The sequence below is a fragment of the Bacteroides sp. Marseille-P3684 genome, from assembly GCF_900291465.1.
Lineage (GTDB): Bacteria > Bacteroidota > Bacteroidia > Bacteroidales > Bacteroidaceae > Phocaeicola_A.
Genome location: NZ_LT985808.1, coordinates 1,008,579 through 1,030,884, shown reverse-complemented (window position 1 = coordinate 1,030,884; position 22,306 = coordinate 1,008,579). Strand labels below are relative to the sequence as shown.

13 protein-coding genes are annotated in these 22,306 nt (G+C 56.6%); 9 read left to right on the top strand and 4 right to left on the bottom strand.

Features of this window, described 5'->3' with window-relative positions; genetic code table 11:
* Window positions 1–6: 6 nt before the first annotated feature.
* From kduI to C8275_RS03880, 6 genes are all read left to right on the top strand, one after another.
* Window positions 7–927 carry a 5-dehydro-4-deoxy-D-glucuronate isomerase gene (kduI, locus tag C8275_RS03905; RefSeq protein ID WP_106484177.1) on the top strand — a complete coding sequence of 307 codons (921 nt, stop codon included), beginning with the start codon at window positions 7–9 and terminating at the stop codon, window positions 925–927.
* Between the two features lie 121 nt (window positions 928–1,048).
* A complete protein-coding gene (locus C8275_RS03900; RefSeq protein ID WP_106484176.1) occupies window positions 1,049–1,429 on the top strand; it encodes a DUF488 domain-containing protein in 381 nt (126 codons plus the stop codon).
* A gap of 69 nt (window positions 1,430–1,498) precedes the next feature.
* On the top strand, window positions 1,499–2,281 hold the full coding sequence (locus tag C8275_RS03895; protein ID WP_106484175.1) for a 4Fe-4S binding protein: 783 nt from the start codon (window positions 1,499–1,501) through the stop codon (window positions 2,279–2,281).
* A 29-nt stretch (window positions 2,282–2,310) separates the two neighbouring features.
* On the top strand, window positions 2,311–3,453 hold the full coding sequence (locus C8275_RS03890; protein ID WP_157948157.1) for a 6-bladed beta-propeller: 1,143 nt from the start codon (window positions 2,311–2,313) through the stop codon (window positions 3,451–3,453).
* 985 nt (window positions 3,454–4,438) lie between these two features.
* Entirely contained in the window at window positions 4,439–4,687 is a 249-nt protein-coding gene (locus C8275_RS03885; protein ID WP_234395698.1) for an AraC family transcriptional regulator, read from the top strand.
* A gap of 60 nt (window positions 4,688–4,747) precedes the next feature.
* A complete protein-coding gene (locus C8275_RS03880) occupies window positions 4,748–8,050 on the top strand; it encodes a hypothetical protein (RefSeq protein WP_157948156.1) in 3,303 nt (1,100 codons plus the stop codon).
* A gap of 106 nt (window positions 8,051–8,156) precedes the next feature.
* Here the strand turns inward: C8275_RS03880 and C8275_RS03875 are convergent, their stop codons facing one another.
* Window positions 8,157–8,345, bottom strand: coding sequence for a hypothetical protein (locus C8275_RS03875; protein WP_022384052.1), 189 nt, complete (start codon window positions 8,343–8,345; stop codon window positions 8,157–8,159).
* 428 nt (window positions 8,346–8,773) lie between these two features.
* Here C8275_RS03875 and C8275_RS03870 point away from each other — a divergent pair, with 428 nt between their 5' ends.
* Complete coding sequence (locus C8275_RS03870) at window positions 8,774–10,060, top strand: cytidylate kinase family protein (protein ID WP_106484172.1); 1,287 nt, start codon at window positions 8,774–8,776, stop codon at window positions 10,058–10,060.
* A gap of 104 nt (window positions 10,061–10,164) precedes the next feature.
* On the top strand, window positions 10,165–10,923 hold the full coding sequence (locus C8275_RS03865) for an exodeoxyribonuclease III (RefSeq protein WP_199881856.1): 759 nt from the start codon (window positions 10,165–10,167) through the stop codon (window positions 10,921–10,923).
* 186 nt (window positions 10,924–11,109) lie between these two features.
* On the opposite strand, the gene C8275_RS03860 is transcribed toward C8275_RS03865, so the two are convergent.
* Entirely contained in the window at window positions 11,110–12,321 is a 1,212-nt protein-coding gene (locus tag C8275_RS03860) for a glycosyl hydrolase family 8 (protein ID WP_106484171.1), read from the bottom strand.
* A gap of 231 nt (window positions 12,322–12,552) precedes the next feature.
* Between C8275_RS03860 and C8275_RS03855 the strand changes: the two genes are divergently transcribed.
* Window positions 12,553–16,656 (top strand): hybrid sensor histidine kinase/response regulator transcription factor, encoded by a 4,104-nt coding sequence (locus C8275_RS03855; RefSeq protein WP_106484170.1) that lies wholly within the window; start codon window positions 12,553–12,555, stop codon window positions 16,654–16,656.
* A gap of 792 nt (window positions 16,657–17,448) precedes the next feature.
* Here C8275_RS03855 and C8275_RS03850 read toward each other — a convergent pair.
* Both C8275_RS03850 and C8275_RS03845 read right to left on the bottom strand, forming a co-directional pair.
* Window positions 17,449–19,041: a glycoside hydrolase 43 family protein gene (locus C8275_RS03850; protein ID WP_106484169.1), complete on the bottom strand. Its 1,593-nt coding sequence runs from the start codon at window positions 19,039–19,041 to the stop codon at window positions 17,449–17,451.
* A 14-nt stretch (window positions 19,042–19,055) separates the two neighbouring features.
* Complete coding sequence (locus C8275_RS03845; RefSeq protein ID WP_106484168.1) at window positions 19,056–22,295, bottom strand: glycoside hydrolase N-terminal domain-containing protein; 3,240 nt, start codon at window positions 22,293–22,295, stop codon at window positions 19,056–19,058.
* Window positions 22,296–22,306 lie beyond the last annotated feature (11 nt).

Genomic DNA, 22,306 nt, shown 5'->3' with positions numbered 1-22,306 from the left:
ATGACTATGAAACGATTGACACTTGCCATCATGATGGGCGTGGCTGCACTGAGCGCCTCTGCCCAAGTGAACTACACCATCCAGACTGCCTGCAACCCGCAGGACGTGAAGAACTACGACACGCAACGTCTGCGCAGCGCCTTCACGATGGAAAAAGTTATGGTCCCCGACCAGATTAACGTGACTTACTCCATGTACGACCGCTTCATCTTCGGCGGTGCCGTACCTGCCACCAAAGAACTTTCGCTGGACACCATCGACCCGCTGAAGGCTCCCTACTTCCTCTACAACCGTGAACTGGGCGTCATCAACGTCGGTGGAGACGGCATCGTGACGGTTGACGGGAAGGAATATGAACTGAAATTCAAGGAGGCTCTCTACGTGGGCCGCGGCAACAAGCAGGTGACCTTCAAGAGCAAGGATGCTGCCAACCCTGCCAAGTTCTACCTGAACTCCGCCACGGCACACAAGGAGTACAAGACGCAGTGGATTACCATCGACGGACGCAAGGGCTCCCTCAAGGCAAACAGCATGGCTGCCGGCAAGCTGGAGGAGAGCAACGACCGTGTCATCAACCAGCTCATCGTGAACAACGTCCTCGAGGAAGGTCCCTGCCAGCTCCAGATGGGTCTGACCGAACTGAAGCCGGGCAGCGTATGGAACACCATGCCGCCTCACGTACACAGCCGCCGCATTGAGGCCTACTTCTACTTCAACGTACCGGAAGGCAACGCCATCTGCCACCTCATGGGCGAACCGCAGGAGGAGCGTCTCGTATGGCTGCACAACGAACAGGCTATCATGTCGCCCGAATGGTCCATCCACGCCGCTGCCGGAACGAGCAACTACATGTTCATCTGGGGTATGGCTGGAGAGAACCTCGACTACGGAGACCAGGACAAGATTCAATATCTTGAAATGAGATAAGACGGGACAACCCGTCCGCACATACACACTCCAACTGCCGACCCCTGTTGACAGTTGGAGTGTTTTTGTTTCAGAGCAAGCTGCATTCAAGTCAACGAAAAAAGAAAGGAGAATAACCACCATGTACGAATTACGCATCAAGCGGGCTTATCTGCCTGCCGAACCAACCGACGGACACCGCATCCTGATCGACCGTCTCTGGCCCCGCGGACTGTCCAAAGAGGCTGCCGCCATCGACGAATGGGCTAAAGAGGTAACCCCCTCGACCGCCCTGCGCCAATGGTTCGGACACAAAGAAGAAAATTTTGAGGAGTTTGCACACCGCTACCGGGAAGAGCTGGACGAGAATCCTGCCGCCACCGACTTCGCACGCCACTGCCACGAACTCCTGCAACAAGGCAACGTCAGCCTCATCTACGGCGCACGCAGCACCACCTGCAACCATGCCCGGGTCCTCCGCGAATGGATACTGGGACAGACGGAAGCACAATCCGGAGACTGACTTTGTCGTAGAAATTCAAAAGCATTTCTTACCTTTGCAACGACTAACCAACGAACTTATCTTCCATTTATGAACATCACACACACCCGGGTCATCACCTTCTCCCCCACCCATACGTCGTTGCGGGTGGCAACTGCCGTGGCACGTGCCTGGCAGGACCTGCCGAACGACATACTCGACCTGACCTGTCGACAGCTGAAATCTCCCATCCGCCTGGCAAACGACTGCCTCGCCATCGTGTCCGTGCCTGTCTATGCCGGACGTGTCGCACCCCTGGCACTGACACGCCTGAAAAACGTGCTGGGCGATGCCACGCCTGCCATCCTGATTGCCACCTACGGCAACCGAGACTATGAGGACGCCCTCGTCGAACTGCGGGACGTGCTCACAACACAGGGCTTCCTTCCTCTGGCAGCAGGAGCCTTCATCGGCGAACATTCCTACAGTCGTCCCGGCATGCCCATCGCCGAGGGACGTCCCGACGCGGAAGACTGTGCAAAGGCGGAAGCTTTCGGACGCGAGGCACGCCGCAAAGGTGAATCAGTCGGAACACTGACACCTTTTTTTATCAAGGGCAATGTCCCCTACCGCACCGTCGGCACACCCACTCCCCAGGCACCTGTCTGGCAGGAAGACGACTGCACCGGCTGCGGCACCTGCATCAATTCCTGCCCCACCATGTCCATCCGCATGACCGACGATGGCGAAGTGCTGACCGAACCGTCGACCTGCATCAAGTGTTGCGCCTGCGTGAAATCCTGCCCCACCGGAGCACTGACGTTCGACACGCCCTATACCGCCATGCTCCACGCCAAATGCAGTGCACGCCGCGAGCCGGAACTGTTCCTTTAAATTAACGTTAAACTTGTAATATGACAGGTATGCATAAAGTATTCGTTCTATTTATTACAACTTTATTGATTCTATTTGTCGGTTGCACCTCCCGGAAAGGCGCAAGCCAGCCGGTAGCGGAGCTTGTAGATTTCGGTAATGTGCAAACTTGCAAAAGTTCGGATCTGATAAGGATTGAACGCTTTCTTCCTTTGGAGACATCCGATAGCTCGTTGTTTGGAACTATAGATCAGCTTGAAGTATGGAAAGACAGGATTTATCTGCTTGATACGTATAAAACCAATGCAGTGCTGGTATTTTCGGCAACGGACGGAAAGTTTATTCATAAGATAGAGGGAACGGGGAACGGACCGGGAGAATTCCTCAGTCCGCATTCGTTTTGGATTGACCGCTCCGACAGCTCACTGTATGTGATGGACCGTATGATGTCGAAACTGTTGAAGTATGATCTGACAACCTTTGAATATGAAGAAGATATTAAACTTCCCGGGCAGGCTCCGTTAGCTTTCTGCGTTCCTGCGGAGGGCGATTATCTATATTATTTCCCTTTACGGCAGAATGATTCTTTCCGCGGAAAGCAATATGTAGAGGCAGATAAGGAGGGTAATGTGTTGTCCACTGCATATGATGCACCGGCTTCCGGCAGGATATTGCATGGGCATACGGCTCCGTTTTATGGTTATGAAGGAAAGATACGTGTTTACCCCTATTTTTCGAACCGGATTTATGAATGGACGAATGATTCATTGAAGGTATGCCTGGAGATGAAGTGGGGAGATCGAACCTTCCCCGAAGCTGCTGTCTTTGAAAAAGCGGAAGATTCGGGAGATGTAATGCGTGAGATCTTGTCGGACGATTATATCCGTTTTCTGTATGTATATGAAAACCGGGCTGCCTTAGCCGTGAAGTATTATGTTCAAAAAGACTTGTATCTGTCGGTTTATAACAAGTCTTCGGGTCGGGTTGCCAACGTGAAAGCCGCTGACGTGCAGGACGATTTGGGGTTGGGCGGTTTGTTTCCAATGCCAGTCGGCACGGATGGGGATTTGCTGGTAGGCAGCCTTTCGTTGCTTGATATGGAAGAGGAGATTATCTCTCCTGAGTTGAAGGCTTGTTTGAATCAGGCGGATGAAGAAGGAAATCCGGTGCTGGTATTTTATGATTTAAATTAACGTGAGTTCGATATAAATTAGAACATGGTAAGTTGCCCGTCTTTGACAAAACAAACGTCAATGGCGGGCTTCTTTTTAAAGGATGTCTCCCCTGTGCCTTTCTGTTTCCAACCGGCACACACCACCTGCGGCATCTGACAAAGTGTCAAACGAAGCCTTCCACAACGCATTTTCTCGCACCAAAATACGAATCGGTGAATTTCGTGGCATTCTCAGGCGATTCGCAAAATACAGTTTGACACCATTTCCTCTCCACAGCTTTTCTAGAGAGAGGTTCAACGGACGAAACGCAACATGCAGCCACCCGTCACCTCGACAAGCATACTTTTTAATACCTTCTGATTTATTGACACGGCACTCCTTCTGGAAAAGGAAACTCACTTCTTTTTACTTCCACATTCCAAAGATTTGACTTCCGAGCACGAAACAATAGTGTTTGGCAGGTGAAACTATATTGTTTGACGCCTCAAACAATATTGTTTGGCTCGCGAAACAATATTGTTCCGGGCACGTTTTGCCTGTTTTCCGAAAATGAAATGTATAGTTTTCTAAAATCAGGCGCTTTTTTCACCATTTCTATTCACAGTCCTTAGCATCTCCATGCCAGATTGTTCGGAATCGACAAAGTACGCGTCAGCTGAAAAGCCTGATTTTTGAAAAAAGGAAAGCAGACAACCCCTTTTCCCCATCAAAAAGTCAGTATGCCAAATTCCTGTTCCCCGCTTCCCTCGCACCTTTCCCTCACACTGACGGTCACCCGCTGGTCACCTCGCTTTTCGCCGCTCCAGTCCCCGTTCACGAACTGAAACCGTTCCTTCAAACGTTCCTGTTTATCAGTATTTTTTACAGACGGGAAGTCCTTCGCTCCCTCTCTGTTCCCGTCCGCGTATCCTGCGGCAAATCCGGTCGCATCCTGGTCACCCGTCGGTTTCCTTCCTCCATCTTCCTGGCTGTCAGGCTGCAGGTTGCAGGAAACAGAGTAGTAGTGGGTACAAATACTACCTATCTGTCGAACACGGTCAACGAGATGTTCGGCTGCAACTTGAAGTCCTTAATCAATTGGTACCGTGTTCAGTATGCCAAGGACGTATTGCGCCGGGGCATCTGTAGGCTCAAAGACATTCCCTTCGTGTGCGGCTTCGCCTCGAAGAGCACTTTCTACGCCTCGTTCAAGCGTTGTGAAGGCATCACGCCCAACCACTACGTGAGCACTTGCAGGGAAAGCTGTGATTGACATCCGAATGAAAACAACAAAACCAGTTTTATTAATCTTTAAATTTAAAGTTTTAGTATTATGAACAAAAAGTTTATGAATGCGCTTCTGTTCAGTGCAGCCTTGCTCTCAGCAGGAGTAGTAACGTCATGTAAGGATTACGATGACGACATTGATGAGCTCCGCAATCAGGACGAGGCGAACAAAGCCGACCTGACTCAGCAGCTGGAGGCAGTCAATAGCTCCATCTCCAGCTTACAGTCAGCACAGACCGGATTGCAGAGCGATATAGAAGCCGCCGAGAAAGCTGTCCAGGAGGCTCAGGCTTCAGCTGACGAAGCTGCCATCGCCGCTGCAGAAGCCAAGCAAGCTGCATTGGAAGGACAACAAGCTGCCATCGATGAAGCCGCAAAGAGCCTGACAGCTGCCAAGGAAGAATTGACCAGCCTGATCCAGCAAGGTGACAATGCATTGCAGGAAGACATCGATGCAGTGGAAGCTGCGTTGACCATCTGCCAGGGTAATGTAGAAGCTCTTCTGGCTTTCCAGGGACAGACTGAAGAAACTCTTGCCGAATTGGACAAGGCTTACCAAGAGTTGAACACTACAGTTAAGGGTATCTCCGCAAAGGTTGAAGACCTGTTGAACCGCATTGGTAAGGCTGAAACGGCAATCGTTGCTCAGGAAACAGCTTTGAATACCTACAAGCAGACCAACAATGCAGCTATCGACGACATTCAAACAGACTTGAGCGCTCTTGCAGCTCAGGTTGACAAGTGGAAAGGCCTTGATCCTACCGAACTGGAGGCTATGGGTGGCGAAATCGAACAAGCACAACAAGACATCGCTACATTGAACAGCCGCATTGCTACTGTCAATGAAAATCTCGCAGTTCTCTATACGGCTATCTATAAGGGCATCACTCACATTGAAATGGTTTACGGCCTGCAAAAGGGTGAAACCGGAAAGAAATATGCCGAGTCAGACCTTGTATTGCTTTCAGACGTAGCCAAGTATACATATACATTCGGTACAAAGGGTGAAAAGCACAACGAGCTGAACCCGAAAGCTGAAATGGAAAATGCTCAATCCTTCGTAGAAGGTGAAAGACGCAGACTGTCTGAAACGTTGTTGGTTCGGGTAACTCCTGCAGACGCTTCATTGAGCGCAGAAGAAATCAGCCTTGTTGACACGAAAGGCACCGACTTGGTTTCAGAAGGTTATGTTCGAGTTGTTTCCGTAGAGAAATTCCAAGGAACACTGACAACCCGCGCTGCTCAAAACGAAAACGGATTGTACGAAATTACCATCGAAGTAGGTTCTAAGGCTGATGATACTCAAAGCTTTGACTTCGAAAAGGCATTCAAGGAAGTTACAACCATGAATGACCATCAAGTAATGTTCGCTTTGGGCGTAAACCAAAACTACGGCGCTTTGAAAGACAATGCGGCAACAGCAGGTGGTGTACGCAAGGTAACTTCTTCTTATGAATTGACATTCGGTGAAGACCGTAAGGGTGAAGTTGGCAGCATTGGCTTCTCAGTCTACGAGACCAACAATGAAGACCTCACCAAGAAGCGTGTAAATGAAATCCAGAACCGCTGGGACGGCGATGTCAAAGAAGACAAAGCTCCTTATGAATATCAGTGGAAGGACGATATTGAAGTTCGGCCGACTTGGGAGTATGTAAATCCGGACTTCAATGCTTCCGTAACCCGTTACGATGCACGTCGCAATGAAGACTGCTTTGCTATCGCACAGGATACGAAGTTTACTGTAGAACTGGATGACGAGACCAAGCAGGCCAAATACTTCTATATCTCACTGGACCGTGACTTTGCCGGTGAAAGCGACGCTTCTGAGTTGAGAGCATGGAACACCTTCCAAGAAGGTATCAGCGGCGATATTGACAAAGTGCTTGACATTGACGCATGTGATGGTAAAGCAACCTTGAGCATCAACCTCGGTGACTACGAATACGACGATGAAATCCTCGGCTTCCGTGTTTATGCTGTCAATGCCGATGGTACTTATGTTGACCCGGATGGTCGTGCATTCTACGTACATGTAGGCAAGGCTGCTGTAGCTCTGCCCGCTGTCAAGACAGATATTGTAGTCAATCCGTACGATGCAAACTACTATGACTATTCTGACTACGTTCTCGTGAACGGTATTCCTGAAACCATCATCGAGGCAGCCAACATTGCAAGCTATGACATCGATTCCAAGATGATTGAACCGATCTACAAGGACAATGATGGTACGCTCATCAGCGGCAATGTATTTAAGGTTCATTACTATGACGCCAACAAGAAAGAATTGAAGTGGAACGACCTGAAGCATGGTAAGGGATGGCAGAATGTGAAGTACATCCGTACTCAATTCGAAGTTGGCGCAGCTTATTTGGTTGATGACCATGTCTACACTGGAACAATCACCGTGAAAGCTGATGACGGACGCATCCTGGCTACTATTCCTGTTGAAGCTAAGAAGAGCTTGCCGCAAACAGCTCCTGAAGGCTTCGGTATCAAGGCTAACCAGATCAATGGCGGCATCCACATCAACTACCTTGAACCGACTAAGTACGGTCAATACGGTGAAGGCTTGCTGACTCGCGTATTCAACGGCATGGATAGAAACGATGAAGGTGCTGAGCACTATATCATAACCTTCGAAAATGCACGTCGTGATGGTCAAGAACCCGAAGACTTGGTAGTAACAGGTACGAATGGATTCATGAACTATTCAGGATACAGATTCGAAGTTGCCCGTGAGTTCATCGACAACACGGTTAAGCATGCTACCAAGGTTGAATTTGATTGGGGTAAGATCAGCTACACCTTCAACGAGATTCAAGACAGGTGTGTTGCATCCAACCACACCATCACCGTCGAAGAATTTGAAACCATCTTCTCTTGCATCTATGATGCAGAAATCATGACTTGGGATTGGGCTGAATCCGTGACGGGTAAAGATGACAAGAATCCTGTAATCACTTATGCTGAAACCTATAATGCATTCAATCCTAGCGGATTGACATGGGAGGTTGTAGAAAGCACAAACAGCTTCAATGACACCGACTTCGGCAAGACCCTGAAGGAATTTGTCACTGCACGTGATAAGGAATTCGGTTCTGCAATCGATCGCATGAACGGTCAGTACAAGTCGATTGCCCTCTACACGAATGTAGATGACAAAACGACGAAGAACGAATACTTCGAACCGTACTTCGATTACAGCGGAAACCTCTGCTTCAAGCCGACCAAGCATAATCCGTATGATAACCCGACTGACAACGTTGAGTCTACACTCCGTATCGTTTACGTTGACATCTTCGGTCACGATGTAGTTATCGATCTGCCTGTAACTGTAGAGAAACGCTAATCCGTATTCTTTAAACGACAGAGTTATAACACAATCCTAAATGAAAAGGGCGACTCCTTGCGGGGTCGCCCTTTTGTACTTTATCAATAATATCGCAAGTGTTATTTTACAGTTCAGTATCTGTACCCACTATTGAACTGAACTTCACCAGATTCAAGTCACGGTCCAGATACACTTTGTGAACATCCAGACATTTGAGAATCTTCTTGTACAGCTCAGCCCGTGAGTTACCCGGAGTAGACAGAGCACGGTAGGAAGGCACCCGCGTGTCTTGTCTTTGTACTGTAGCTTCCATATTACACTCTTTTATCGCAAATGTGATTTACGTGGCAAAAGTAAGTTGATAATTCGCATCCGACAACTTTTTTTTCAAGAAAACAGACTGTGAAGTATTAGATTTTTAAGTTATTGGAATTAGAGTGTGCCAAAATAAAGAAATGTGAAACAAACACCCGTCTTTCTTTCCCAAGAACTGGAGGAAAGAGGAAACACGTAAACTCTTTTCGCAACACGGACATACGGGACGGGTACCGTATGCCCCGTCAGCCGAACAGAGAGGATACAGTAGGAAGGTTTACAAACTGTAGGATGAGCATCCGGACGGGGAAATGACACCGGGCTGTAACAGAAAGTCACATATTTTCCGTATTTTTGCGCCCGAAACGCACAAAACGTTTCACCCGTCGGTCAGACAACACAAACACATACCTATTATATTCACCTATGTCAAGACAAGAATTACTGCGACGTTACCTGGTGTTCCTGCTCGGACTGTATGTCAATGCGCTGGGTATCTCCTTCATCATCAAGGCCGGACTGGGCTCCTCGCCCATTTCGAGCGTACCATATACCGTCAGCCTGGGCACGCCTCTTACGCTGGGAATGCTTACCTTTGTGCTCAACGTCCTGCTCGTCATCGGACAAATCCTCCTGTTGGGCAAGGACTTCAAGAAGGAGCAGTGGTTACAGCTACCCATCACGGTGGTGTTCAGCGCCTGCATCGACCTCTCCATGTGGTCACTCGGCTTTGTCCACCCGACGGACTACTTCTGGCAGATTGTGGCATTGCTCGTGGGCTGTGCCATCCTGGGCTTCGGCGTGAGCCTCGAAGTGGTGGGCAACGTCGTGATGCTCGGCGGAGAAGCATTCGTCAGCGCCCTGTCGCGCGTCACCAAGAAGGAGTTCGGACTGATGAAGGTCTGTTTCGACACGTCGCTCATGCTGTTGGCATGCCTCATCTCGCTGCTCATGTTCGGCAGCATCGAGGGAGTGCGTGAAGGGACGGTCATCGCGGCACTGCTGGTGGGATTCTTCGCCCGCGTGTTCAACCGACGGCTGAACGGACTCCGACGCTGGGTCAGCGCAGAAGACGACATTCCCCGCCCGCGACGGACGTCCACCGACGAATACCCCGTCATCACCATTGCACGGGAGTATGGGAGTGGCGGACGGGAAATCGGACGTCGGGTGGCAAAGGACCTGGGCTTCGCCTTCTATGACAAGGAGCTCATCGACCTCGTGGCGCAAGAGAACCACCTGAAGCCCGACGTCGTGGAGCGGAAGGAGCAGAACCTGTCGAGCACCCTGCTCTACGAACTGGTGATGCAGGACTTCACCGTCCCCATCGAACGCAGTCTCTCGTTTGACGACGCACTCTTCGTGGCACAGAGCCGGGTCATCCGGCGGCTGGCGGCACAGGGTCCGTGTGTCATCGTGGGACGGTGTGCCGACTACGTCCTTCAGGACCACCGGCGCTGCTTCAACGTGTTCATCCATGCCAGCACCGACGCCAAGTTCGACCGCGCCGTGACGGAGTACCGCGACTCCGGCGGAGAGGCGATGGACAAGCTCCGACGTGTGGACAAGGCACGCGCCGGACACTACCGGGCCTACACCGGACGGACGTGGAACGACGCGACCAACTACGACCTGACACTCGACAGCAGCTTCTGGGGCATCGAAGGCTCCTGCCGACTGCTGGAAGAGGCAGTAAAGGAAAAGCTTGCCTGATTTGCCGTCGGCAACCGGGCATACCCATAAAAACACCCCGCCGTCAACGTCCGGTGAACCGCCACCGACTGACAGGGGACAAACCTTTAAAGCGCTGTAAGAATATGATTAGATTGATTTCATGGAACGTCAACGGGCTGCGTGCCTGTTGCGACAAAGGCTTCCGAGACGCCTTCCTGGCGCTGGACGCCGACTTCTTCTGCTTGCAGGAGACCAAGATGCAGGAGGGACAGCTGGACCTCTCGTTCGACGGATACACGTCCTACTGGAACTATGCCGAGAAGAAGGGATACTCCGGGACAGCCGTCTTCACCCGCCACACCCCGCTCAACGTGACCTACGGACTGGGCATCGACGAGCATGACCACGAGGGGCGCGTCATCACACTGGAGATGGACAAGTTCTTCCTCGTAACGGTCTACACCCCCAACTCGCAGGACGAGTTGCGCCGACTGGACTACCGCATGACGTGGGAGGACGACTTCCGCGCATACCTCCAGCAGCTCGACACACGGAAGCCCGTCATCGTCTGCGGAGACCTGAACGTGGCACACAAGGAGATAGACCTCAAGAATCCCAAGACGAACCGCCGCAACGCGGGCTTCACCGACGAGGAGCGTGCCAAGTTCCAGGAGCTGCTCGATGCGGGATTCACTGACTCCTTCCGCTATTTCTACCCGGACCGGACGGACATCTACTCGTGGTGGTCCTACCGCTTCCGTGCCCGGGAGAAGAATGCGGGCTGGCGTATCGACTACTTTGTCGTCTCCAACCGCTTGCAGGAGGCGCTGGTCGATGCCAAGATACACACCGAGGTCTTCGGTTCCGACCACTGCCCCGTGGAAGTGGAACTGAACCTGTAAGTTACTGAGGCTGTCAGTCCCCGAGGCGGTCCACAGAGCAGCTGCCGACGACGCGCGGCTGTCTCTCGGAACACTCCCGGGGACTGACGGACCGACAAGTCCATCCCCTGTCCATCCGGACAGAAGTCCCGAGCGGTCATCCGACCGTCCGGTATCTCCCTTTATTTCAGAAACAAGTTCTTCGGGTCAGAAGTTCAGTGCAAAGTGCCCCGACACATGGAGCATCGAGAGGAAATAGACCAGCCCCTCGTAGTAGCGGAACTTGCCCGTGGGAGGCTGCGCGTCCCACAGCCGTTGCACGTACTCGCGTGCCAACTCGCGGTGTTCCGGAGAGTCGGAATCGGCTAGCGCCACCGCACCCACCGCATTCGCACCTGCCATGCCCTGCGTGTATTCGCCGAAAGCATCCGAACCGTCGAGCGCAAAGTGGGCATGACGGAAGCCGTCGCGCCGGAAGAACGTCAGCAGACGGGCCATGACCTCCGTCTGGTTCGCCTTGTCCTTTCCCCAGAGATAGTAGTCCATCCCCACATTCATCGCACAGCGGATGGCATCGTACATGTAGATGGAGGTGTCGTAGCCGGCATGCGGCCAGCGATAGGCACGCCCGTCGTACTCGCTGTAGTCAGGGTACAGCCCCGTCTCCGGATGTGCCGAGGCAATGAGGTGCCGACGTGCCTCCGTCGCCGCACGTTCCCAGAAGGGACGGTCTGCCGACGCGACCTGCGCCCATTTGTCCAGGAAGGCAGGCAGCTGGTACGAAGGGTCGGTGAAGCCGTGCCCCATGCGGTCGGGCACGAAGGTGATGAGTCCGTTCTCCTTATTATAAAGGTTGTACACGCCGGTGCGTTCGCCGTCCTTGTTCATGACCTTTGTCAGGATGGCATTCGCCTCGTCGGCATAGCGAGGCTCTCCCCAACGTTCGGCAGCCAGGAAGAGCGCGGTGACGAAGTAAGCCTCGCCGTCGGACGCATTGCTGCCTCCCAGCTTCGTCCCGTCCGGACGGCACTGCCAGCAGAAATAGCCGTCCCAGGCACTCCCCGGCGCATAAGCCATATACTTCTTCGCCAAGCCCCACAGCTTGTCGAACTCCTTCCGGTGGTCCAGCTGCACACTGAGCATCATCCCGTACGACATCCCTTCGGAGCGCACGTCGTTGTTGCCGGTGTCCATGATGAATGCCAGCCCGTCCGCCGTCTCATAGTAGACCGACGTCTCGCCGGGGGCTTCGTAGCGGTCCAGGTCCGCAGGGGTAAAGAAGTGGTTCCACACTTGCTGGAGCCGTGCCTCCACTTCCGCCTCACTCTTTCCGAGCAGCGAGGTGAAGAGGTTGCCGGCATGCGCACTCAGGGTCGCCAGGCAAAGGGCGACCGTCGTCAATAGGGTTCTCGTGTTCATAAGGTGGTATGATTTAAGTTCTGATGCTCCGGTACAGGGAGGAAACCCTGAGCAGTCTACCGACCGATTCGGGTTCAACAAATGTAACACTTTTCACCGTACCGGCAAGCTCTTGCGCGGACAAAAATGCACACATCCACCGCCCCTTGCCCCCTGTCGCAGTAAAATTGCGGACGGGACAGACGGATTCAGACATTTTTACGTATTTTTGCGGACAAATCACACTGAACCATGAGAGCCAAGTTAACCTTACGACTTTTGTTGTGCTTCATTCTGTCAGCCGTCATGTGCCATGCCCAGAGGGGCAAGCTCCTTACCGTGGACCGGGAACTGTCGAGCAGCATGCTCAACAGCATCTACCAGGACCGCGACGGCATCCTGTGGATAGCCACCGAGGACGGGCTGAGCCGCTACGACGGAGCCAAGTTCACCATCTTCCGACATAAGCCCGGCGACACGAACTCGCTGGCAAACAACTACGTCAGGGTCCTGTTCGAGGACCGTGACGGACGCTTCCTCATCGGCAGCCTCGGCGGTCTACAGCGTTATGACCGCGCACGCGACCGCTTCACACGCATCCCCCTGCTCAGCGCGGCGGGCGATACCCTGACTGCCAACGTCTCCTCCATCATCCAACGGCGCGACGGACGCATCTTCATCGGCACCGCGGGACACAACCTCTTCGTCCTCGACCCGAAGAAGGACAGCCTGGCTGCACACCACCTGCCCGACCTGGTGAGCAGCCTCATCAACCAGGTGTACGAGGACCGGAAGGGGCGCCTCTGGGTCGCCTCGAACGACCGCGGCGTGTTCCGCCTCGATGCCGGCAACCACGTGCGGCAGTACTACGGAGCGGATAACCTCGTGTGGAGCTCCTCCCTCTGTGAGGACGAACAGGGCAACATCTACGCGGGCTGCCTCAAGAACGGACTCTTCCGCTACGACGAACGGCAGGACCGCTTCGTCCGCGTCGGCGGGGAAACGGGCGGACGGATGCCCGTGAAGGCGCTCTGCCCCACGGCGTCGGATGAAATCTATGTCGGGACCGACGGAGAGGGCATGAAGGTCTACCATCCGTCTGCCGACCGCCTGGAGAACGTGCACGTCAGTACCGTAGGCTTCAACTTCGACAAGGCGAAGGTGCACGCCATCCTGGAGGACAACCAGGGGAACCTCTGGCTGGGACTCTTCCAGAAGGGCGTCCTCATCGTGCCCACACGCAGCAGCGGCTTCCGCTACCTGGGCTACAAGGTCAATGCGGACAACCCCATCGGGTCGAGCTGCATCATGGCAGTGTGCAAGGACCGCGACAACCGCCTCTGGGTGGGCACCGACAACGACGGCCTCTACTGTGTCGCCCCGGACGGAAGCCGCCTGAAGCACTTCGCCCCGGACAGCCGGAAGGGAGAGTCCGTCCCGGCGACCGTCACCGCCCTCTTCGAGGACTCCGACCGCAACCTCTGGGTCGGCTCCTTCCGTGACGGACTGGCACGCCTCGACCCGCAGACGGGACGCTGCACCTACTTCCCCCTGTACGATGACAAGGGCGCACCCGTGCAGAGCGTCTACTCCATCACCGAAGACCGTCACAAGCACCTCTGGGTCGGCTCGCTTGGGAGCGGCATCTACCGCATCAACCTCCGCACGAAGGAGGTCCTCCGTCTGCCGTATCCCTCGGACGGGCGAGACTACCGCGAAGAGAGCAACGTGCTCAACAATCCCTGGGTGAACTGCCTGCTCTGCTCGTCCGACGACAAGCTCTACTTCGGCTCCTACGACGGACTGGGCTGCCTGGACCTGCCGACGATGAACTTCGTCAGCACCTTCGGCAAGAACCGCCTGCTCCCGGGTGAGGTCGTGTACGCCCTGCACGAGGACCGTCAGGGTTACCTCTGGGCGGGCACCTCCTTCGGACTCAAGCGCATCACGCCCCGCACCGGAGCCGTGAAAATCTACACCACCGCCGACGGGCTGCCCAGCAACTCCATCTCCGCCATCGAGGAGGACGGCGACGGCAACCTCTGGGTCAGCACCAATTTCGGCATCTCCAGGTTTACCCCCCCCCACGAGGTTTTCGTCAACTTCTACGCCGGCGACGGGCTGCAGGGCAACGAGTTCAGCAAGCGGGTTTCCTTCGCCGGAAGCGACGGGGAGCTCATCTTCGGCGGGACCGGAGGCATCACCCTCTTCGACCCGCGGCGCATCAGCAGCTCCAACAAGCGCCCCGACATCCGCATCGCCGACTTCTACCTCCATGACCGGGCCGTCCGACCGGGCATGCAGTCCGGCGGGCGCGACATTGTCGACCGCTCCATCAGCGACGCCGACTGCGTCCGCCTCGCCCACACGGACAACTCCTTCAGCATCGAGTTCTCCGCCATGGAGTTCTACAATCCCGAACGCATCAGCTACTCCTACACCTTCAACGACAGCACGTGGGTCCACCTGCGTGCCGGCATCAACCGCGTCTCCTTCAGCGACCTGGCTCCCGGCACCTACCACTTCCGCGTCAAGGCACGGAGCTATGACACCGACTCGGCGGTCAGGCAGCTCACCATCATCGTGTCCCCGGCATGGTACGCCTCCGGGTGGGCAAAGGCCGCCTACGTCCTGCTCGCCGCCGCCCTTGCCGCCGCGGGCGTGCTCTACATGCGCCAGCGTTACCGTGCCCGTCAGGAGATGATGGAGCACATCCACGCCGAACAGCTCAACGAGGCGAAGGTGCGCTTCTTCATCAACATATCCCACGAGATACGCACACCCATGTCGCTCATCATCAGTCCGCTGCAGAAGCTCATGGCGAGCGATGCCAATCCCGCGCGCCAGCAGAGCTACCACACCATCTACCGCAATGCCGAGCGCATCCTCCGCCTCGTCAACCAGCTCATGGACATCCGCAAGATTGACAAGGGGCAAATGCGCCTGCACTTCTGCCGCGTGGACATCGTCGGCTTCATCGCCGACCTCTACCACACCTTCGAGGACCAGGCAGCCACGCGCCGCATTGACTTCACCTTCCGCCACGCGGACGAACGGCTCGACGTCTGGATAGACCCGCAGAACTTCGACAAGGTGCTCATGAACGTGCTCTCCAATGCCTTCAAGTATACGCCCGAGGGCGGACACATTGACGTCAGCCTCACCCGGGGCACCGACCCCGATGCCGTGGAGGAGCCGCTGCGCAACTACTTCGAGATACGCGTCACCGACAACGGCTGCGGCATCGATGAGTCAGAAATCAGCCGCATCTTCGACCGCTTCTACCAGGTGCACAACACCCGCAACGAGTCCCAGCCCGGCACCGGCGTGGGGCTTCACCTGACGCGCTCGCTCGTCCGTCTCCACCACGGCACTATCCAGGCAGCCAACAACGCCGACGGGGCAGGCTGCCACTTCACCATCCGCCTTCCGCTGGGCAGCAGCCACCTCACAGCCAACGAGCAGGACGGCGCCTTTGCCCCGGCTGTCCCCGTCCGCCCGGCACCCGACACGGCGCCACAGACCAACACCGACGCCGGCACCGAGGGGAAGGCAGTCCACCCGAAGAGCAGCTACCGGGTGCTCGTGGTCGAGGACGACGAGGAAATCCGCAGCTACATCTGCCGCGAGCTCACTACCGACTTCTACACCGAGGGGTGCGGCAACGGCAAGGAGGCGCTCGAACTCATCTTCAAGCGTCCGCCCCACCTCATCATCAGCGACGTGATGATGCCCGAGATGGACGGCATCGCCCTGTGCACACGCGTCAAGCAGAACATCAACCTCAACCACATCCCCGTGGTCCTGCTGACCGCCAAGACGCGCGAGGAGGACAACCTGGAGGGGCTGAACTGCGGCGCCGACGCCTACCTGACGAAGCCCTTCAGCATCGAAATCCTGCGGCGGACCGTGCAGAACCTCATCCACAACCGGAAGCTGCTGCAAAACAAGTTCGGCGGCAGCCAGACGCAGGAGAAGCGCGTGCAGAAGCTCCACGTGGAGTCGCCCGACGAACGCCTGCTCAACCGCGTGATGAAGGTCATCAACGACAACATGGCGAACCCGGACCTGAGCGTCGACATGCTTGCCGAGAAGGTCGGCATCAGCCGTGTCCACCTCTACCGCAAGCTCAAGGAACTGACCAACCAGTCGGCGAGCGACCTCATCCGCAACGTCCGCCTCAAGCAGGCTGCCGCCCTCCTGGCAGCCAAGCGGCAGAGCATCAACGAGGTGGCGACGCGTACGGGATTTGCCAACGTCAACTACTTCTCGACCGCCTTCAAGGAGCTTTACGGACTGACGCCCACCGCCTACATGGAGCAGTGCCTCAAGGCATCCGACGACGGGAAGCAGTAGCCGTCCGCTCCCGCCCTGCCGCACCGACGGTGACAAAGTGTCAAAACGTCAAACGAATCGCCCGAGAAGGGCCTTCCTTGCATTCCACTACGTGTTCGCGAGCAAAGGAGGCATTCTCGGGCGTTTTGCATGATGCACATTGGCAGCTGTTCCGTCCGTTTGCTGTCTTTCTGCCGTCTTCTCTTCTTCCTTCATTCCCTTCCGTCAGTCTTTTCACACGGACGGACACAATTTCACATATCCGGAATCGTGCCCCTTCGGGCTCTAAAAAAGGAAGACAGATGGCTGTTTTCGTACGGACGAACGACCACGACGGTACGGACACGTCGGTACGGTGGTGCGGACGCGTCCGTACGAAGCCAGTCACAGGTGCTTTTGACCGTGGAAATAGGTTCGGCGGATGCCTTTTTCGCGTTAGAAACGGTATAATTGTGTGAATAAGGGTTTATTCTGATGCGTTCCGACGGACGTATCTTAAAATATTTAACGCGTGTTTTTCTAATTGAGACGATTTTGCGAAAATGCGCGTTAGCCGAAAACGGCAAATCGGGAAATTGTGATGTTAAAACCGAGGAAATGATGTCGTTTTGATAAACGGGGAAAAATCCATTGTCAATGGACAATTGACAATGGACAATTATCGCCTTATGGGTTCATGACATGCCGAATGGCAATGGTGGATAAAAAAATCGACAATGGACAATCACCATCGGAGGGGGAACATCCCCATGCCGCACGGCAATTGTCCATTGTCAATTATCAATTGTCAATTGAAAGGTTGTCAATTGTCAATTAGATAGTTTCCAACGTGAAGGAATCCACGTCCACATAGCCTCCGAGCGAACGGGTGGCATAGTTGAAGATGGCGAACTTGCTGCCCATGAAGAAGCGACGGTAGTCGAAAATCATGCGGCAGGGAGTGCCGATGCGGTGCCACGTCACGTTGTCCAGGCTGTAGGAGAACAGTGCCTCGTCCTTCTTGCCGGTAAAGTCCGCGTCGATGCGCAGGTAGACCCGGTCTGACGGACAGTCGACACGCTCCTTCTCGTCGGTCTTCACCTCGGTCACGCGCTTGTCATCATCCGCCAGGCTGACGCTCTGGAGCGACATGACGAGCTGCTTCCTGCCCCCGTTCATCTCCACAGCCAGGATGCCGGAGTCCCCGTTGAACGCGCTGAAGCCTGCCACGTCGCCGTCCTTCATGTGCGACAGGTCGAGGGCGACGGTCGCCTGGCTCCGCGGTCCCGGCATGCGCTGCGTCAGGGTGTTCGGTGCCAGGAAGAGGTTGTCCACCACGCGGGCGGTCTTCAGGCGCATGTATCCCGGACGCTCGGTGAGCGACCAGCAGCTGTCGACGGGGTTGTGGTTCCACTGCCAGTTCAGGTTGAGCGAGGCGGACGCGAAGTCGTCGCTGCCCATGATGCTGCCCCGGCACTCATCGGGGTACGTGGTCAGCGTCATCTGTTCGGGGACGCGTCCCTGCTCGTCGCCCAGCATGGGCCATCCGTCGACCCAGCGACAGGGCATCAGCGTCGGCACGCGGCCGATGCCGCCACGGTCCTGGAAGATGAAGCCGTACCAGTCGCCGTCGGGTGAATCGACGATGCAGCCCTGACCGACACCGCCGTAGCCCTGGAACTCGCTTTCGAGGATGACCTTCTTCTCATACGGTCCCGTAATCTTGTCGGCACGGTAGCACACCTCGCGGCGCAGGCGTCCCGGCACGCTCCAGTCCATCGAAATCATCATCAGGTAGTACTTGCCGTCGTGCTTGAACGCCTGACTGCCTTCGAGCAAGCCCTGTTCGTCGGCGTCGCGCTCGAAAATCTTCAGGTCGAGCCCGCCCGGCTCCACATCGCTGAGGTCACTCTTCAGCTGACGCAACTGACCCGTGCCGTAGAACAGGTAGACCTTGCCGTCGTCGTCAAACAGCAGGGAGGCATCGTGGAAGTGGGGCGGACGGGACACGAGTGTCCACGGACCCGCAGGGTCCTTCGCGCTGTAGATGTAGCCCCGGTGGGGTTCGTCGTTGGGCGAGAACCAGACGTAGAACAGCCCGTTGTGGTAACGGATGCTCGACGCCCACTGTCCGCGTCCGTAGACGGTACCCTCCAGCAGGTCGTAGCGTGGCAGGTCGGTCAGCTTCTGGAAGACATAGCTGATGGTCTCCCAGTGGACGAGGTCCTTCGACCGCATCACCGGGCAGCCCGGCATGAGGTGCATCGTCGTGCTGACGAGGTAGTAGTAGTCGCCCACGCGAATCATCGAGGGGTCGGGCACGTCGGCATTGATGACCGGGTTGGTGAACGTCTCTTGTTGCTGCGCCACCGCCCCCGCCGAAAGCAGGAGGAGGGCAGCCGAGGTAAGCAGATGTCTGAGTTTCATAGGCTCTGGGGATGTTACATCGCCGTGCCGCGCTCGAACACATAGTCTTGTCCGGGCTGGGTCTGCACGTCGTATTCGTATACCTTATATAATATGGGGAGCTGCGGGTCCTTCAGTTCCTTCGAGACCAGCGGTTCTGCCACCGGTGCGGGGGCATAGAGCGGATTGGGGCAGTCGCCCTGTGCGGGTTTCAGCCCTTCGCCCTTCAGAGGGACGTAGCTGCGCAGACGCAACACGCCGCCGATGCGCGAGTGCACCTTGGCGCGGAGCAGCTGGGCGCCGTCCCAGTCCATGTCGACCACGAAGCCGCCGCGTGCCACCAGTCCCTTGATGCTGCCACGGGTCCAGGCCTCGGGCAGGGCGGGCAGGAGCTGTACGGCGCCGTCGTGGCTCTGGAGGAGCATCTCGGCGACTCCGGCAGTGTAGCCGAAATTGCCGTCAATCTGGAAGGGCGGGTGCGCGTCGAAGAGGTTCGGGTACGTGCGCCCCTCGGGGTATTCCTTCTGCACGTCGTCCCCGGGCAGCAGGCGGAGCATGTTCTGGATAATGCGGTAAGCATGGTTCCCGTCGAGCATGCGTGCCCAGAAGTTCACCTTCCAGCCGATGCTCCATCCCGTGGCGGCGTCCCCCCGTTGGAGCAGGGTGTTACGGGCTGCCTGGAAGAGCTCGGGGTGGAGTCGCGGCGACACCTGGTTGCTGGGATACAGACCGTAGAGCTGGGAGATGTGGCGGTGGCCGTCGCGCGGGTTGTCAGCATCCTTCAGCCACTCCTGGAGCTGGTTGTAGCGGCCTATCTGCATGGGCGGAAGCTGCTTCCAGACTGCGGCAAGGGAGTCCTGGTAGCTCTGCGGCTCGCCCAGGATGCGGGCAGCCTGGCAGGTGTTGTAGAGCGCGTCAAAGGCTATCTGGTTGTCCATGGTGCTGCCGGCAGTCAGCGACGAAGCGTTGTAGCCGTGCTCCGGCGAGAGGGAGGGGACGGTCACGAGCCATCCGTTCTCGGGGTGCTTGACGAGGTAGCTGAGGAAGAAGTCCGCCGTCCCCTTCAGCACGGGGTAGTACTGACGGAGGAACTCCTTGTCACCGGTGAAGAGGTAGTGCTGCCAGATGTGCTGTGCCAGCCAGGCTCCCCCGTTGGGCCAGAGTCCGTAAAAGGCGGCGTCCACCGGTCCGGCGGCGCGCCAGAGGTCGGTGTTGTGATGTGCCACCCAGCCATTGGCGCCGTAGAGCGTCCGGGCGGTCTCGCGTCCGGTGCGGCTCAGGTCGGTCACCAGGTCGAAGAGGGGGCTGTGGGTCTCGCTCAGGTTGGTCACCTCGGCGGGCCAGTAGTTCATCTCGGTGTTGATATTGATGGTGTACTTGCTGTCCCAGGGGGCATTCACACTGCCGCACCACAGTCCCTGCAGGTTGGCAGGCTGTCCGCCGGGTTGCGAGGACGAGATGAGCAGGTAGCGTCCGTACTGGAACATCAGTGCCATGAGCTGCGGGTCGTTGCCCTTGATGAAGTCTGCCACCCGCTGGTCGGTCTCACGGACGGAAGCCGTCGTGGAGGGCAGGCTGAAGCGTACGCGGTCGAACTGCTGCCTGTAGGCTGCCACATGGTCGGCGAGCGCCTGCCTGTAGTCCTTCTTGAGCACGGTCTTGAGGGCGGCGTCGATGCGCTTGGACGGTTTGCCGCTGACGTCGTTGTAGCTGACGTAGTTGGTGGCGGCACAGACATAGAGGGTTGCCGTCGTGGCGCCTGCCACGCTGACGGCTTCCGCCGTCCGGCTGCCCTTGCCGTCATGCTTCACCTGCACCCGGCACTCGGCAGTCAGTGCGCCCGGCACCCCTTCCTGATCGGCAGCCTTGCAGGTGATGGTGAGCCGGTCCCTGGACGCCTTCACGCTGTGCGCCAGGGGCGCGTCGTAGTCGAGGCTGAAGTTCAGCGCCCCGGGACGGTCCGCCTCCAGACGGATGATGAGCGCGTCGTCCTCCTGTGAGGCAAAGACGGTGCGCGTGTAGGTCACTCCGTCGACGACGTAGCGGGTCGTGGCGGTGGCGTCCTCGATGTCCAGTTCGCGGTAGTAGTCACTCGCCTTCCCGTGCCCCGGCTGATGGATGAAGAGGCTTCCCATCGTGAGGAAGCGCATGCCGTTCCTGCCGGTGAAGAACGCCTTGTCGGCGAGTGCCTGCGCGTCCTTCTCCTTGCCGGCAAAGATGAGCTCGCGCACCTTGGCAAGCGCCTCTTTCCCCTCCGGATTGTTGTTGGTGTAGGGACCACCAGCCCAGAAGGTCTCCTCGTTGAGCTGGATTTCCTCTTTCTCCGTGCCTCCGTATACCATGGCGCCGAGGTGGGAGTTGCCCACGGGCACGGCCTCGGTCCACTGACGTGCCGGTTCGCCGTACCACAACTTCAGGCGCGTAGCCTCCTCCTTGTTCACCAGAGGCTTGATGCCCATCAGGCGCAACACGGTCTCGGCATAGCGCGCACCGAGCATGCGGTAGCCCTGCGCGGTGAAGTGGAGGTTGTCAGGCCCGGCGGGGCATCCGTCCGAGCGGACGACGTGCGCCGTGGGGATGACCTCGGGGAGGGTGTCGATGATGTCGTTCATGCTGGCGCAGATGCCCTTCTGGTCGGCATGTACCACCTCTCCGGCAATGAGGGGCACGTCTTCGGCTTTCAGTCCCAGGTCAGCCAGGAGGCACTCGTAGACCTTCTTGACCTTCATGGGCCACTCCTTGTCGCCCGTATTCGACTCGCCCTGATGGAGGAGGATACCCTTGATGACTCCGTCCTTCTGTGCCTTGCGTGCCATCTCCAGCAGACGGCCGTAAGGGTTGCCGTCATAGAAGCTTGCGCTGCTCTTCATCCAGTCGGGCTGCGTCGGCAGGTAGGTGGCGTACTTGTCCTTGTCAAAGAGGTCGATGTGACAACCGCCCACGGCCACGTTGATGACGCCGACGCGGATGTTCTGCGGCAGATTCGCCACAAGGGTACGCCCGAAGTAGTCGCAGGGCGTGAGTCCGGTGAAGTGACAGCGGCAAAGGGGCGGCACAGCCTTGTACCACTCGCCCTTCACCCGTCCGTGCTCGGCGCAGTCGATGGGCGACATGGCGAGAAAGCGGTCACTGATGTCCAGGCTGTCCTGAGCCTCAACACGCGCGTTGCCCTCCATGTTCGACTGGCCGAACGCCAGGTAGATGTGGAAGTTGGGGTCCTGTGCCTGTGCCGTGAGGCAGCCGCACAACAGACCCATCCATAGTAATTTCTTCATGGTGTATGTAT